The sequence below is a fragment of the Nostoc sp. NMS4 genome, assembly GCF_017115095.1.
Classification (GTDB): Bacteria; Cyanobacteriota; Cyanobacteriia; order Cyanobacteriales; family Nostocaceae; genus Nostoc.
On the sequence record NZ_JABXKI010000340.1, the window covers coordinates 1 to 14,950 of the forward strand.

15 protein-coding genes are annotated in these 14,950 nt (G+C 41.0%); 6 read left to right on the forward strand and 9 right to left on the reverse strand.

What is annotated here, in order from left to right; genetic code table 11:
- The 3 genes from HWQ37_RS30335 to HWQ37_RS30345 form a co-directional block, all read right to left on the reverse strand.
- A partial coding sequence (locus HWQ37_RS30335; RefSeq protein ID WP_292754153.1) for a cupin domain-containing protein occupies nt 1-217 on the reverse strand: 217 nt, incomplete at its 3' end.
- Nucleotides 218-321: 104 nt separating this feature from the next.
- Nucleotides 322-906 (reverse strand): Uma2 family endonuclease, encoded by a 585-nt coding sequence (locus HWQ37_RS30340; protein WP_292754155.1) that lies wholly within the window; start codon nt 904-906, stop codon nt 322-324.
- 34 nt (nt 907-940) lie between these two features.
- Complete coding sequence (locus HWQ37_RS30345; protein ID WP_292754156.1) at nt 941-2,107, reverse strand: n-acyl-d-glucosamine 2-epimerase; 1,167 nt, start codon at nt 2,105-2,107, stop codon at nt 941-943.
- 198 nt (nt 2,108-2,305) lie between these two features.
- Here HWQ37_RS30345 and HWQ37_RS30350 point away from each other — a divergent pair, with 198 nt between their 5' ends.
- Nucleotides 2,306-3,184, forward strand: a complete 879-nt coding sequence (locus HWQ37_RS30350) for an aspartoacylase (RefSeq protein ID WP_292754158.1) — start codon at nt 2,306-2,308, stop codon at nt 3,182-3,184.
- Between the two features lie 324 nt (nt 3,185-3,508).
- On the opposite strand, the gene HWQ37_RS30355 is transcribed toward HWQ37_RS30350, so the two are convergent.
- From HWQ37_RS30355 to HWQ37_RS30375, 5 genes are all read right to left on the reverse strand, one after another.
- Entirely contained in the window at nt 3,509-4,333 is an 825-nt protein-coding gene (locus tag HWQ37_RS30355) for a glycosyltransferase family 2 protein (protein ID WP_292754160.1), read from the reverse strand.
- 45 nt (nt 4,334-4,378) lie between these two features.
- Nucleotides 4,379-5,683, reverse strand: a complete 1,305-nt coding sequence (locus tag HWQ37_RS30360; protein WP_292754162.1) for an NAD(P)/FAD-dependent oxidoreductase — start codon at nt 5,681-5,683, stop codon at nt 4,379-4,381.
- Nucleotides 5,684-5,773: 90 nt separating this feature from the next.
- Nucleotides 5,774-6,130 carry an EamA family transporter gene (locus HWQ37_RS30365; protein ID WP_292754164.1) on the reverse strand — a complete coding sequence of 119 codons (357 nt, stop codon included), beginning with the start codon at nt 6,128-6,130 and terminating at the stop codon, nt 5,774-5,776.
- Nucleotides 6,131-6,160: 30 nt separating this feature from the next.
- The gene (locus HWQ37_RS30370; protein ID WP_292754166.1) at nt 6,161-6,547 is read right to left on the reverse strand and encodes an EamA family transporter; all 387 of its coding nucleotides are present in this window, start codon (nt 6,545-6,547) and stop codon (nt 6,161-6,163) included.
- 1,372 nt (nt 6,548-7,919) lie between these two features.
- A complete protein-coding gene (locus tag HWQ37_RS30375; RefSeq protein ID WP_292754168.1) occupies nt 7,920-8,138 on the reverse strand; it encodes a hypothetical protein in 219 nt (72 codons plus the stop codon).
- Nucleotides 8,139-8,468: 330 nt separating this feature from the next.
- On the opposite strand from HWQ37_RS30375, the gene HWQ37_RS30380 reads away from it, so the two are divergent.
- Nucleotides 8,469-10,628, forward strand: coding sequence for a Tex family protein (locus tag HWQ37_RS30380; protein WP_292754170.1), 2,160 nt, complete (start codon nt 8,469-8,471; stop codon nt 10,626-10,628).
- A 166-nt stretch (nt 10,629-10,794) separates the two neighbouring features.
- Here HWQ37_RS30380 and HWQ37_RS30385 read toward each other — a convergent pair whose 3' ends face one another.
- Nucleotides 10,795-11,061, reverse strand: coding sequence for a hypothetical protein (locus HWQ37_RS30385; protein ID WP_292754172.1), 267 nt, complete (start codon nt 11,059-11,061; stop codon nt 10,795-10,797).
- A gap of 189 nt (nt 11,062-11,250) precedes the next feature.
- On the opposite strand from HWQ37_RS30385, the gene HWQ37_RS30390 reads away from it, so the two are divergent.
- From HWQ37_RS30390 to HWQ37_RS30405, 4 genes are all read left to right on the forward strand, one after another.
- Entirely contained in the window at nt 11,251-11,391 is a 141-nt protein-coding gene (locus HWQ37_RS30390; RefSeq protein ID WP_292754174.1) for a hypothetical protein, read from the forward strand.
- A 101-nt stretch (nt 11,392-11,492) separates the two neighbouring features.
- On the forward strand, nt 11,493-11,732 hold the full coding sequence (locus HWQ37_RS30395; RefSeq protein WP_292754176.1) for a hypothetical protein: 240 nt from the start codon (nt 11,493-11,495) through the stop codon (nt 11,730-11,732).
- Between the two features lie 174 nt (nt 11,733-11,906).
- The gene (maeA, locus tag HWQ37_RS30400) at nt 11,907-13,013 is read left to right on the forward strand and encodes an oxaloacetate-decarboxylating malate dehydrogenase (RefSeq protein WP_292754179.1); all 1,107 of its coding nucleotides are present in this window, start codon (nt 11,907-11,909) and stop codon (nt 13,011-13,013) included.
- 146 nt (nt 13,014-13,159) lie between these two features.
- Nucleotides 13,160-14,743 carry an NAD-dependent malic enzyme gene (locus tag HWQ37_RS30405; protein WP_292754182.1) on the forward strand — a complete coding sequence of 528 codons (1,584 nt, stop codon included), beginning with the start codon at nt 13,160-13,162 and terminating at the stop codon, nt 14,741-14,743.
- Nucleotides 14,744-14,950: the final 207 nt, after the last annotated feature.

Here is a 14,950-nt window from a genome sequence, read left to right on the forward strand (position 1 = left end):
CCGGATGAGTATGAGTAGGGAGTTTTCTTCTTGGTGCGATGGTATAGCGTACAAGTTCAAGAATCTGCTTTTGATCTTCAGTAGGATAACCACTCGCTAAAACTTCACGGGTAACAGATTGAGTGTAAGTATTAGGTGAGGAGATTTCTTGGCTCTTAACAACTATACTGCTAAAAGCCAGGATAGCTAAGGGGAGAATCAGAGACAGTTTTCTCATATTAAAAGTTTTTTGTTTGGACAATACCTTGTAATTAAATCATTTTCTGTTTAGTTTGTCTAATAAGCATAAGTAGTTTAATCGATTTAGAAGACGAGCGAAAATCATTCACCAGCACTCTCTGGAAACAACCTACTCAAGTCCAATAATGCGTCTTCAAATCCAGGAATTGCCACTGACTGATTTGATAAATAGGGGTTGCTGAGATAGCTAAACTTATTTTGAGCATTCTGATACGGCTGGCTGTGACGCTCAAGTTGACGAGCCGGCAAATTCACAATCCAGTAATGAGAAATTCCGGCTTCTGCATACAATGACAACTTGGTTGTTTGGTCGTAATCTATGGTTTTATCCGAAATTTCAATCACTAACAAAATATCTTCAGGATAGGGATGATGAACGAGATAATCTTCGTCTCTTCCTCGTGCAATGACAACATCCGGCTCAGGTTCACTCTGATTAGGAAGGGTGATCGGATCTTGTCCACGGATGACTGCTCGATCGCCTAATAACCGATCCAATTGACGGCATAAAATAGAACTACAAACTGTATGAGGCGTTCCCTTTGCTGTCATTTGAATCAGTTCCCCTCGAATCAATTCAATACGATCGCCCTCTGTGATAAATCCAAGTTCAATCAATCGATGGTATTCTGCGATCGCAAATCGTTTAGGTGTCATAGCATTCATGAGACATCTTTCCAATAATTCATCATCACAGGTATCACAATGCTTCAAATTGTTGCCAACAAAGGTACAATGCACGCGGTACGTGAAAACATCCTTTCCATTTACCACCTTTAAGGTTTAACAATACTTCTCCACGCCGATTTAGATAGCCAAACCATTCACCGTATTCGGAATCAGCAAAGTGTGACCAGGTGTAATCGTGCATCTTTTGATACCATTCCCAACACACCTCACGCCCGGTTAGGCGGTAGCCCATCGCTAATGCAACCAATGACTCTAGGTGAACCCACCACAATTTTTGATCCCATTCCAATTGTTGTGGAGGATGACCGTCTGCATCCATAAAGTAATACAATCCGCCATACTCGCTATCCCAAGCAAAATTCAGGATGTTTAGCACCACATCAACAGCTTGGTTAATAGTTTTGGTGTCGTTTTTGCGACGCGCAATGTCCATGATAAACCACATAGCTTCGATACCGTGACCTGGATTAATCAGCCGTCCCTCAAAACAATCGATGTGGGAACCGTCAGGGGCAACGTTTTCGTACATTAGTCCCCGTTCTTGGTCGAGAAAATCGGTCATCACTTCCCGAACAGTCTCAGCTAGGACGTTATCTAATGTTTCCTTTGGCAGCAACCATTCCATTTCTAGAGTCAGGTTGGCTAAAATCATCGGTACAGCCAAGGATTTCATCGGGCGTGTGCCGGGATAGGTTTTATTATATTTGCCCTTGGGGTTATCTTTGCGGCGTAATACGTTGTTATAAGCTTGCATCGCTACATCTTTTGCCCATTCTTCGCCGCTAGCGAGGGCATATTTACTAAATGCCATCGCTGCAAAGCAATCAGAGAAGATATTGTAAGGGTGAATTAATGGTTTCCCTTCACGGGTGAGGGCGAAGTACCAATTACCATCGCTATCTCTGCCATGCTGGGCGAGAAAATTAGCGCCATTGCTGGCAATTTTTAGCCAATTTTCGCGCTTTTCTAGCTGGTTGTAAAGCATCGAAAAAGTCCACACCTGACGGTTTTGCAGCCAGATGAATTTATCTGTATCATAAATTTTGCCGTTGCGATCGAGGCAGGTGAAATAGCCGCCTTGCTGCCAATCGAGGGAGTATTTTTCCCAAAATGGGAGGACATCGTTGAGGAGAGCGTTTTTGTAAAGTTCAGCGATCGCTTTAAAAGCATACTCCATAAATTTCCTCCCCTTTTGTACCAAAACCAATAGCTTAACAGTTATCATATTTTGGCTCGAACATGGAGCGTAGGCGTAGCCCGTCGTAGACATCGCGTCAGTCTTTTACAAGATTTAGTCAGTAGCGGGTATACTTCTATCTTGTATCTTGCACCATTCTCAATAACCGTAGGGTACTTTTTTAGACATGAGGTTGTTATGAGTCAGATTAAACGAGTTGCGATCGTTGGAGGAAACCACGGTAATGAGTTAACAGGAGTACATTTAGTTAAAAAGTTTCAGCAATATCCTAATTTAATTAACAGGGCAAGTTTTGAAACTCTGGCATTACTTGGCAATCTCAAAGCTATTGAAGAAGGCAAACGATACATTGAAAAAGATTTAAATCGTTGCTTCACCAATCAAGGCTTACAAAATCCCCAACTCTCAAGTTATGAAGATAAACGGGCGAAAGAAATTCAACAGATATTACAACCTCCAAATCAGCCCTTTGCCGATGTAATTGTTGATTTACACAGCACAACTGCCAATATGGGGTTAACTCTAATTTTTTGTGACATGCATCCTTTATTACTTCGCTTAGGTGCTTATTTAAGTTCTATCAATCCTTTGGTGAAAGTCTGTATTAATCAGGAATCCAAAGAAAATGGTTTTCTTCGTTCTCTGTGCGAATTGGGTTTTGTTATAGAAGTTGGGGCTGTAGCTCAGAATATATTAAACGCCGAATTATTTCAGAAAACAGAACAGCTTATTTATGCGGTTTTAGACTATTTTGAAGAGTGTAACCAGGGGAATATTCCGCAGACAAGCAGCCCGCTTACACTTTATAAATACATTGGAACTGTCGATTATCCTAGAAGCAGTGGCGGTGATATTCAAGCCATGATTCACCCCCAGCTTCAGTTTCGGGATTATGAACCTCTGAATCCAGGCGACCCAATGTTTCTGACTTTTGCAGGAAAAGATATTTTCTATGAGGGAGAGTCTACTGTTTATCCTATTTTTATTAATGAAGCAGCTTATTACGAGAAAGGAATTGCGATGTATCTAAGTCAAAAGTACCAAGAGATAGTTTAATTTATTCGCCCTTATAACCAGGGTAAGCGCATCTCAAATACTATTGACAAGCGGGTTTAGATACATCACTATCTGGGAATAAACAAGCAGCAAGAATAGTCAGGATATAGTTATTATCCATAGCGGCTCGATTCTATTTTTGGCGTTTACTACCTTTAAAAAGTTGCTCTAGTAGTCTGTCAATCAATAATTGATGGATAAATTACCTGTAGAGACGGCGATTTATCGCGTCTCTCTAATCGTCAAAATGAATTTGACAGACCACTAGGTTCAAAGCATTAAGAGCAGTTCGTCAAAATTTAATCCAGACTTTCCTTCTCAGGTTTATTTGCGATTTGCCATTCTCAGAGGAATTCTTGCTGTTTCTTGCTCATTGAAAGTCTGACCTAAATTGGAAGTTGGCTCTGTTGATGCTAGATTCTTAAATAAGAGCTTTAGGATTCGAGTAATAGTTTTAAAAACTTTCATTTTGCTGGCACTAGGCTTTTGATCGTATCTCAAAACCATTGGAATTTCTATGATTTTTGGTTTGAGGACTTTGGCTTTCAGCAGTAAATCTATCATGCAAGCAAATCCACTTTCAGTGAATAGATTGTCCCCATAATACATATCCAGTTTACTGAGGAAAGTACGGTTATACAGTCTGTAACCACAAGTGTAGTCTTTTACACCTGGTACGCGGGCTGCAATTCTGAATAGCCAGCTGGCTCCGTAACTCATCAGCTCTCTAAATTTTGATAAGCCTATGACTTTAGAACCTTTTCGATATCTAGATGCGATCGCAATATCATAGCTACCAGCTATCATGGTGTCATACATCTTTACTAAAAGTTCTGGTGGTTGAGTATTGTCACAATCCATCGCAGCTAAAAAATCACCTTCTTTGGAAATTTCTAAGAAAGTCGTGAAACCTGTTTTAATTGCTTGACCTAAACCAGCATTTTTGGGATGTTGAACCAATTTTAGTAATATACCCAGTGATTGAGATTCTTCTAAAGCAGTCTGAGCAGTTTTATCACTACTGCCATCATCGACTAGAATCAGTTCTATCTCCATATTAAAAATTTGCTGCAATTTTTGAAACCTTTTGAACAAAGGTCGAATTGATTCTTGCTCGTTATATGCGGGTAAAAGGACAAAAAGACTCATAAAGACCTCGTATGATTTTTAAAATTAAATATCGTTACTCAAATTTCAAGAATTCAATAATGTCGATTTTTTGAGAAATTCATCGACCTGTCGGACTACTGCGTTGTTGTTGACGCTATCATTGACCAACTGGGAGGTATTGACAACGAAAAAATCATTGTTTTCAGTACTCACTTTGGGAACAAGGTTTGAATAATTTAAAACTTGTAATGGCTGTACTTTAATAGCTCGATTAATATGTGCTGCGACAATATCATCTGCTTTGAGTTCGGGGAACATTGAACGTATACCTTGGAAAAAGATTGGACGTAATTCGTCATCTGGTTGTTTTAACAACGGGTCAGTGGAAAGTATATATTTTGGTAGAAATGTAATGTGATACCCTGCTGTCTCTTGTAAAGAAACTAAGTTACTCATACCAATAACTCCGGTAAAAGGAATATTTTTATCGGCAATGTTTACTACGTAATAAGGAACTAAAGCCTTACGAGTAACAAGTACCATGCAGATTACACCCAGGTATTCTACTGTTTCACTAGTGTCTGAAACTTTTACCAGTCCCTTCGCAGCAACCTGTTGCAAGATATTAACTGGGCCAGTAAAAATAACTTTATCAAAATGCTCTTTTTTACCCTGATACTCTACCCACATTCCACCCCCTGGATGAGGTGCAATATATTCAACTGCAACACCTTTGTGAATATGACCTCCAGCCGCGTAAATTAATTTTTCTATATGGTCAAAAACAGTTTTGTAGCCGCCGGAGACATAACCAAGTTGTTCTTTATTTAATGAAGAATCCCGCGCTGAAAATAGTCGTTTGATATAAGCCCAGATAAAAACTGCTGATATTCGCTTATAGTTTTCTCCTAATTTGGATAAAAGTAAAGGTTTCCAGAGCTTTTCGTATGTATTTTTTCCGCCGAGTTTCAATAGCCAATCTTCAACTAAAATCTTCTCTAAGCGCCGCCAATTATTAAGGCGTGAACCATACAGTAGAGTAAAAGCTAATCTGATTTTACCTATAAGTCCAAAGAGAGGAAAGCGCAGAAATTCTATAGTGTTACTAATAGAATAAAACTTTTTATTGTCATAAAAACCTGTTAAACTTCGATGCCAACGCAGTTTATCTCCAAGACCAATATCTCTGAGAAAATTTATTAAGTGAGTATCAGAAGGTAGGATAACGTGATAAAAACGATCCCAGGTAAATAACCCGTAATCATGATAGGTAGTAAGTCCCCCAAGTTGTTTGTTGCTATCAAATACAGTGACTGTATGTCCTTGATGTGAAAGACGTTGAGCTAATACTAGCCCAGTTATGCCTCCGCCAATGATACCTATATTCATAAACTAAATTTAGATTTTGTAAGATTTTTTGAGGATGATTTTGAAAAAATTAATATTAATTAATAAGCTAATTATTTGCCTATTAAGCTATTAATGTACAACTAGAATTACGCCAGTTATAATCACGGAAATTCCTAACCACTGGCTAAATACAACCTCTTCTTTTAAAAGATAGTGAGAAGCAATTGGTACAAGTGCATACATTAATCCTAGAACTGGAAATGCTTGACTTAGAGGAATTGTCCGCAATATATAAAGCCACAATATAGTCATAAATGTATAGCAGATAAACCAAATCAAAAAATAACGAGATAATAAGAGATTTTTGAGGGATACGCTTCCTCCCTTAGTAGAGCTAGAAATGTAAAGTCCGTACTTGAGTGATAGTTGGGCTGTTGTTCCAAACAAAACAACAAGCATTAAATTTAGCCAAGTAAAAATACTCATTTTTCAAGTTTTAATTAACTATAAACTTATCTAAGCTTGAATTTTTTTTATAGGATTTACGACTAGAAGAACACCTAAAAAAATAGTTATCACTCCTGCTATTCGAGTTAATGTAATTACCTCATTAAAAAAGTAGTATGAGCCGAAAAGTATCCCGACATAATTTAAACTAGTCAGTGGATAAGCAATACTCAATTTTACAGAGCGCAGAGCCAATATCCAATTTACTATTCCTAAGCAATAGACAGTAATAGCTAATGTTAATTTTTGAATAAAGTCCCAAGTAAATACTCCCTCGTCTGTATGACTCATGGTATTCTTCATCAGCAATTGCCCACAAATACTAAATACAATACTGACGAATAGGATGATATAAGGAATTATTTTAAAGTTTGAAATTTGCGATATAGATTTCATCGGACTGTGCCTTAATCAAGATAGTAGGTATGAACTGGACAGTAAACAGCCCAGTTATACTCCCAAGCAAATGCTTGACAATTGGTAAAATCAATTTAGAGTTTGCCTAATTGTGAATTACAGATATTTTCTCTGCTACCCAGTTTCGCTCCAACAATACTTTTAGTGCGATCGCAATATCTACGCAATATCTAGTTATAGTGGATGCAGACATAGGTAAGGTTGATAACTTTGCTATGCCACACTCTGTATACAAAGTTTAGCAGTGCCTGTAGGCGTAGCTTATGCTGAACTCCGATTCTACCCACATATTCAACAGATGCACCTAAATGAATAAAAATGGATTGTCAATTAAGCCGATTTATAAAAGTAAAAGTTTTTACTCAAATTGAGTGTGTATACGTACTCTGTTTGGATATGGGGACACAATAAGCAATATAACTCTGGCTGGCTACGTAAATCATAGATAAATCAATCTATAGTAATACGTTTTACAGGTTTCTGGGGAATTTTACTGAATCTCCAAATGCAGCATCTTGCACAAAAAAATTTATCCAAACTAGCTTTGGCTAATCAACTTTGAGTTGACGTTGCTTGCATTGAATTTGAGGTATTTCTACACTATTTAGATTTAGTATTAGGTTTGCTTGATCATTCTTTGTAATTTTAAATAGGGTTTGTTCTCCAAATTTATTGTTACATACAATTACTTACTAGAATACCACGAGAAAGGCGTGTTGCAAATTTATCGCTATACTTTATCGAAAATTTATCTCCTGAAAATTCACTTAAACAAAAACTTTATAAAAGAAAAATTCTCCTCTCTCTATATGAATTTTTCTTTTTAAAATTTGTACATTTATGAAGCAATATCTGGGTATTAAACTTGTAGAACTAGAGACTTAATCTTAAATTCGATAAATGCAAAACTAAGAGTTGTCAAAAGCAAAAATTAAACTGGAATCACAGTACTTACACTGGCTATTACAGGAAAATACAATTATGTTTATTTTCTATTTATCTCCAAAATCTCGATCCAAATTCCGATATCTCAGACATAGCAAGTAGTTCGCCAATTTCACTTAACTAGATAAAGGTTTCTCTAGGTTGTTTTTCTATTGTTTGGACTCATTATTTTGCCAAAGTCTGTTGGTAATAACGAAGACAAGGATTAACAATCAAAATTCAATCCGCCAAGGTGCTAATACTATAGTTGAAATCAAGCTAATAGCTGCAATACACTTGCAAAATATGCAATAGCATTAATCCTCTTTTTGAAAAAGTAGCCAGTAGCTAAAGCAGTATATAGTGGTATCAAGAAAAACAATGCCAAGTTTCCTTGGCTGGGTAGAGGTTTCTCTAAGTTGTTTTGCTATTGTTTGGACTGATTATCTTGCAAAAGTCTGTTGGTAATAACGAAGACAAGGATTAACAATCCAAACTGAATCTGCCAAGGTGCTAATACTAAACTTAAAATCAAGCTAATAGCTGCAAACACACCTGCAAGATATGCAATTTCATCAGTACTCTTTTTGAAAAAATAGCCAGTAGCTAAAGCAGTACACAGTGGTATCAAGAAAAACAAAGGCATTTTACTAACCTCTGAACTAAAGGTTGTAGTGTTTTTAGAACAAATTTTTTGGAAGTGTGGTTAATCTTACATCCAATAAGGTTTTGGCTACAACAGTCGAGCGAAATAAATATTATAGAAAGTCAAGATTATGCAACGTTGCATATTACGCCAATTGGAATAATTATTACGATAGATGAAGCGCCTAAAAGCTTGACAACTCTTTTTTTGTGGTAGAGCTTTAAAAGTAAGTACCTATGTGTAGTAAATTAGCTTAAAACTTTGGTCTTGCGCGAAGATAAGGATCTAGCATATTACCTTTAGAAGTAGTATTTTCATTTTAGACACTTAATGCTGAACATTCCTCAACTACTGGCAACTGAAATAAACCTCAAATCCCATCAGGTGCAAAACGCGCTGGAACTTTTGGCGGAGGGTGCAACAATTCCCTTTATTGCACGTTACCGTAAAGAGCGCACTGATGAGATGAATGAGGTGCAACTACGCGAACTGTCCGAGCGATATACTTATTTAACAGAACTGGAAGAACGAAAATCGGTAATTTTAAGTGCGATCGCTCAACAAGGTAAACTTACAGATGAACTCAAAGCCAAAATCTCATCCTGCTTACAAAAAACCGAACTTGAGGATTTATACTTACCCTATCGCCCAAAGCGCCGCACCCGCGCCACCATCGCCAGAGAAAAAGGACTCGAACCACTGGCGGAATTCATCAAGTCGTTAAATGTCAAAAATGCTGCAATTGCATCCTTGGAGTCAGAAGCGACTAAGTATATTTCGGAAACGCAGGGAGTAAAAACAGCAGAAGAAGCACTCAAAGGTGCTGCTGATATTTTGGCGGAAGAAGTAGCTGAAAAAGCTGAGTTACGTGCATATATCCGCGACTATCTTTTAGAAGAAGGGGTATTTGTCTCCCGCATCAAAGATGATTATCCCGAAGGTACAACCAAATTTGAGATGTACCGTAACTATCAAATTAGGGTAAAAAATATTGCACCTCACAATATGTTGGCGTTGTGTCGGGGTGAAACTGAAAAAATATTAAGCTTTGAAATTGCTTTTGATGAGGATACGGTACTTTACTATCTTGAGTCGAAAGAAATTAAAACCAAAGTACGGACAATTCGGGATTTTTATCAGGCGATGCTGAAGGATGCATTCAACCGTTTGATGAAAATCTCTCTGATGGGAGAGGTTATTTCTGATAAAAAAGTTTACGCGGATATAGAATCAATCAAGACATTTGAAACTAATCTGCGAGAGTTGCTACTATCTGCACCAGCCGGGATGAAACCAACCCTAGCGATAGACCCTGGATTTAGAACTGGGTGTAAAGTTGCTGTCCTCGACCAAACTGGACAATTTTTGGAATATCAGGCGGTATTTCCCCACCAAGCGGCTGAACAGCGACTCAAAGCTGCACAAACTGTCAAAAATCTGATTGAAAAGTACAAAATTGAGTTAATCGCCATTGGTAACGGTACAGCCTCCCGCGAGACAGAGGAATTTGTCACCCAAGTATTACAAAATATAGAACGCAAACCAGTTAAGGTAATGGTGAATGAGTCTGGCGCATCTATATATTCTGCGAGTACTGTAGCGCTTCAAGAGTTTCCCGATTTAGATATTACTGTGCGCGGTGCTATTAGCATCGGTCGCCGTTTGCAAGACCCTTTAGCGGAACTGGTGAAAATCGATCCCAAATCCATTGGTGTGGGACAATATCAGCATGATGTCGATCAGAAGTTGTTAAAAAAGAAATTGGATGACACTGTAGAAAGCTGCGTGAACTACGTCGGCGTAGACTTAAACACCGCTTCCAAAGAACTTCTGACATCCGTCTCTGGGATTACGGCAACAGTTGCCAATAACATTGTCACCTATCGTAACCAAAATGGAGCCTTTAAAAATCGCCGCCAACTGTTGAAAGTTCCCAAGTTGGGGCCAAAAGCCTTTGAACAAGCAGCAGGTTTTCTGCGGATTCGCGGCGGTGACAACCCATTAGATAATACAGCAGTGCATCCAGAGAGTTATTCTGTAGTAGAAGCGATCGCATCCGATCTAAATGTGCCATTAAATCAGGTAACACAAATTGCCGAAAAACTCAAAAAGACCAACCTGAAGAAATACGTTACCGATACCGTTGGCGAACCCACACTACGCGACATCCTCAGCGAACTGGAAAAACCAGGTAGAGATCCTCGTGCTGAATTTAAGTATGCCACCTTCCGAGAAGGAATTAAGGAAATCAGGGACTTAAATGTGGGAATGGAACTAGAGGGAATCGTCACGAACGTCGCCAACTTCGGTGCTTTTGTCGATATCGGCGTACATCAAGATGGCTTGGTGCATATATCCCAACTTGCTGATAGATTTGTAGACGATCCCAACAAAGTTGTTAAAGTTGGACAAGTAGTGAAAGTCCAGGTATTAGAAATCAACGAGAAACTCAAACGGATTAGTTTGTCGATGAAAGCAGTTAAGCAATAATTAGAAACAGCAGAGATGCTTAATCTGTGCTTGCAACCAGGCTAAAGGAACACATTTATTGTTGACTTTTTGTTTGATAATTAAGTCATGATTGGATTTTGAAGCTTTTTTTATGGCAGTGGCAATTTTTCTAGCTGTTCGTAAATCAATTTTGTCTACATCAATGCTAACCAAAGTTGTTTGGTTGAGGTTCTGGTTTTGATGTAATACGGTTAGTTGATTGATTTTGATTTTCTAACTGGAGAGATTTCTTAATATTAATAGATTCAAGTTGTGATTGTTCAGATGTTCTGTTGTTGGTATGGTATTCGAGATTGAGTGTAAAATTATGCCACAGATAGACTATTCCCACAACGAAATCAACTAGTATCACAATGGTATATAAGGCTGTAATTCCAATGATGAGATGATTTAAAATTTCTTGAGTATTCATGATGACTAACTTGAAAATTTATGTTCATAACTAAAGAAGCGATCGCTTCCGTTTAACAGAAAAATCCTCAGATGAAAATTTGAATAGACTGAGGATTTATGGGAAATTTAGAACAAGCTAATTTGGTATCCGCTCAGTAAGTTGGGGTAAGGAGAAAAACTTTTTAACGAAAAAAGTAGTTATGAACAGTTGGATGAGCGAAAACGATTAACTGCTGCAAAAGTATCGGAGTTACTTTTAGTTTTAGAACATCCAGAATTACCATTACATAATAATCCTGCGGAGTTGGCTGCTAGGACTATACCTGGATTTCTCACCACATCTCATTAATTAAATAAGTAAAGAGTAATAAGTAATAAGTAATGAGTAAAGAATCTTACTTATTACTTATTACTTATTACTTCACCCGCGAGGTTCGCTAGTGGGAGCTTGTGAGAAATGCGGGTATAGTGCAGCGTCGTAATATTAGCTATGCCACCCAAACTGAACAAGGTACCAAAGCTTGGGATATTTTTATGTCCCTTGTTGCTACCACTCGTAAGTTGGAAATCAGTTTTTTTGAATACATACGTGACCGTATTTCTCAAATCGGTCATATTCCATCTTTGGGAGCTATTATTCGAGAGAAATCTTCTTTTAATTCCTTTGGTTGCTCATGGATACCAGAATAATTCCTACCCCGAAATTTTGAGGGGATACATATGATTGTCCAACGCATGAGGCGTTAGCCTCAAAACTTATTTACAAATCGTTGTTTATGGGGTGCGAGTAGCAACAGCATCCATTGATACTCACACCCCGAAACCACAATAGGAGAGAAAATTTACTTCGTTGTGCTGATTTATGTGGATGAAGCTTACGGTTTAATCGAGTGGAAGATGGACATGGAGAATAACGAGCAGTACCTGCACGATCCGCTCAACCTGGGGCTTCGCAAAACGCGACCCTCTCAGGAGGAACTCTACTCGTTTGTGGATGAATTCGTGGACGCAGTACAGGAAGTATTTCCGCTCTGCTGCATTCATTTTGAGGACTGGACGGGCGTGGATGCAGTCAATCTACTGGCGCGCTATCGAGACAAGGTATCGTGCTATAACGACGACATTCAAGGTACCGCAGGCATTACCCTAGCTGGCATGATCAACGCCACGAAGCTGAAAGGAACCCAACTCAAAGATGAGAAGTATCTATTCCTGGGTGCAGGTTCAGCCGCGATCGGGTTAGCGAATCTACTTTGCACCGTGCTCGTCAAACAAGGGATGTCACTTGAGCAAGCGCGATCGCAAGTCTCGATGTTCGACATCAATGGACTGCTCGAACCGTCTCGCACCGATCTCGAAGACTACCAGAAACCTTACGCTCACGAACATGCACCAACGAAAGACTTTGTAGCCGGGATCGAGAGCATCAAGCCGACGACGATTATTGGAGTCAGTACCGTTGGCGGTGCGTTTACTCAGCAGGTGATCGAAGCGATGTCGAAGATTAACGATCGTCCGGTAATCTTAGCGTTGTCGAATCCGACGGATCATGCAGAATGTACGCCTGAACAAGCTTACACCTGGTCGAAAGGGAAGGCGATCTATGCGGCTGGGGTTCAGTTCCCGCCCGTTCATTTCAACGGTCAAACATTCCTACCAGGACAAGCGAACAATTTCTATATTTTCCCGGCGGTTGGGTTGGCGATTTATGCCACGCGAGCGAAGCGGGTTGCGGATGAGATGTTCATCGAGGCGGCATCAGCGGTTGCGGACCAAGTACCAGAGGACATGCTGAAGCAGGGACTGCTCTATCCGTTACAGTCCAATATCCTTGAAATCGATATCAAGACCGCGATTCGAGTTGCGAAGCTTGTGTTTGATAACGGGTTAGCACGGGTGGATCATCCAGATGACCTCGAAGCATTTATTCGCGGTCAAGTATACAAGCCTGAGTATCGATCGCTCGTTTAAGTTTCGTACAACCAGTTTTTGTAAGGAGATTTATCATGCAAGCCAATCAAAAATCGAGCGCAGCCCTATCTCTTACGGGCATGACCCTACTTGACGATCCGTCCTTGAACCGTAGCACCGCCTTTACCCCAGAGGAGTGATCAGCCCTGCGTCTAGATGGTCTTCTGCCGCCTATTGTCGAGACGCTCGATCAGCAAGTAACGCGCGCTTATGAAGCGTTCAAGAAAAAAGATAGTGATCTGGAGCGCAACATCTACCTGCGCCAGCTTCAGGACAGCAACGAGACACTCTTCTATCGGCTCTTGCTCGATCACGTCGAAGAGATGACTCCGATCGTTTACACACCGACAGTCGGGCTAGCCTGTCAGCAGTTTTCCCACATCTACCGCCGTCCGAGGGGCTTGTTTATTTCCTACCCGCAGCGAGACAAAATTGCCGAAATCCTGCGGAACCGTCCGCACCGCGATGTCGCCGTCACCGTCGTTACCGATGGCGAGCGCATTCTTGGATTGGGCGATCAGGGCGTAGGCGGACTGGGCATTCCCATTGGCAAGCTCTCGCTTTACTCCCTGATCGGGGGTATCGCACCGGAGCGCACCTTGCCCATCATCTTAGATGTCGGCACCAACAACCAAGAGCGTCTGAACGACCCGGAATACCTCGGTTGGCGACACGAGCGCATCACGGGCGACGAGTATTTCGATTTCGTGGATCAGTTCATTCAGGCGGTAAAGCAAGAGTTTCCCGAAACGTATCTATTGCAGTGGGAAGACTTTGCGGGTAAGCACGCCCGCCCGCTGCTGGAGAAGTATCACGATCAGCTCTTAACCTTCAACGACGACATTCAAGGCACGGCGGCTGTGGTATTGAGCTGTGCGATCGCCGGAACGAACGTTAGTGGCAAGAAGCTCGGCGACCAAGATATCGTTTTCTTTGGCGCGGGTTCGGCAGCGATCGGAGTCGCCGATTATCTGCTTGCCGAAATGAAGGCGAATGGGTTATCTGAGCAGGATGCCCGGAGCAAGTTTTACTTCGTGAATCGCAAGGATGTGCTGCATACTGGGCGCACCGATCTCACCCCAGAGCAACGGAGCTATGCTCAACCTCTGGAGAAGGTAAAGAATTGGCCTAAGACCGACAAAGGCAACACCGGACTAGCGGACGTAATTGGTCAGATCAATGCGGGTGCGCTGATCGGGCTATCCACCTTGGGCGGGGCATTTACCGAAGACATCGTGCGTGAGATGGCGCGCAAAACCGATCGACCGTTGATCTTCCCGCTTTCCAACCCCACTGCGAATTCAGAAGCGAACGCCGAAGACCTGATTCGATGGACGGATGGGCGAGCGCTCGTGGCATCCGGCTCGCCGTTTGCGCCCGTGGAGTTCAACGGCAAGAAGATGACGATCGCTCAGTGCAACAACGTGTTTATCTTCCCGGCAGTGGGTCTGGGGGTGATGGCTTCGCGATCGCGCCGAGTGACCGATGCCATGATGATCGCCGCTGGTCGTGCCCTGTCCAAGCACTCACCCGTGTTTCAGGATCAGACGGCAGCGCTGCTGCCTCCCCTGCAAAGCCTGCGCGACATTGCACGGGACATCGCCTTTGCCGTGGGTCGGGAAGCGCAGGACGCTGGGGTCGCTCCTATGGTGAACAGCGATGACGAGTTCCGCCAGCAAATAGCTGACGCGCAATGGAGTCCATCCTATCCAGCACCTGCTGACCATTAACACCCAAAACTACTAACCCACATTCCGCACTTCATTTTGTAGTACATATACTGATATTAAAAGTTTCTATGAAATTTACATAAAAACACTTAAAGCGTTTAGTAATTAATATAAGCAGGATCACAGGCATCGATAATTGGTAAGGATTCAGCTCAAAAGGTATTGACAAGTGTGACATCTGAGGTGGAATATCACAATTATGGGAAA

Excerpts from the sequence above, each read along its gene's own strand:
- HWQ37_RS30360 (WP_292754162.1), bottom strand. The coding sequence starts at position 5,683 with ATGAATATAGGTATCATTGGCGGAGGCATAACTGGGCTAGTATTAGCT.
- HWQ37_RS30340 (WP_292754155.1), bottom strand. The coding sequence starts at position 906 with ATGAATGCTATGACACCTAAACGATTTGCGATCGCAGAATACCATCGA.
- HWQ37_RS30365 (WP_292754164.1), bottom strand. The coding sequence starts at position 6,130 with ATGAGTATTTTTACTTGGCTAAATTTAATGCTTGTTGTTTTGTTTGGA.
- HWQ37_RS30350 (WP_292754158.1), top strand. The coding sequence starts at position 2,306 with ATGAGTCAGATTAAACGAGTTGCGATCGTTGGAGGAAACCACGGTAAT.
- HWQ37_RS30370 (WP_292754166.1), bottom strand. The coding sequence starts at position 6,547 with ATGAAATCTATATCGCAAATTTCAAACTTTAAAATAATTCCTTATATC.
- HWQ37_RS30345 (WP_292754156.1), bottom strand. The coding sequence starts at position 2,107 with ATGGAGTATGCTTTTAAAGCGATCGCTGAACTTTACAAAAACGCTCTC.
- HWQ37_RS30385 (WP_292754172.1), bottom strand. The coding sequence starts at position 11,061 with ATGAATACTCAAGAAATTTTAAATCATCTCATCATTGGAATTACAGCC.
- HWQ37_RS30375 (WP_292754168.1), bottom strand. The coding sequence starts at position 8,138 with ATGCCTTTGTTTTTCTTGATACCACTGTGTACTGCTTTAGCTACTGGC.
- HWQ37_RS30380 (WP_292754170.1), top strand. The coding sequence starts at position 8,469 with ATGCTGAACATTCCTCAACTACTGGCAACTGAAATAAACCTCAAATCC.
- HWQ37_RS30355 (WP_292754160.1), bottom strand. The coding sequence starts at position 4,333 with ATGAGTCTTTTTGTCCTTTTACCCGCATATAACGAGCAAGAATCAATT.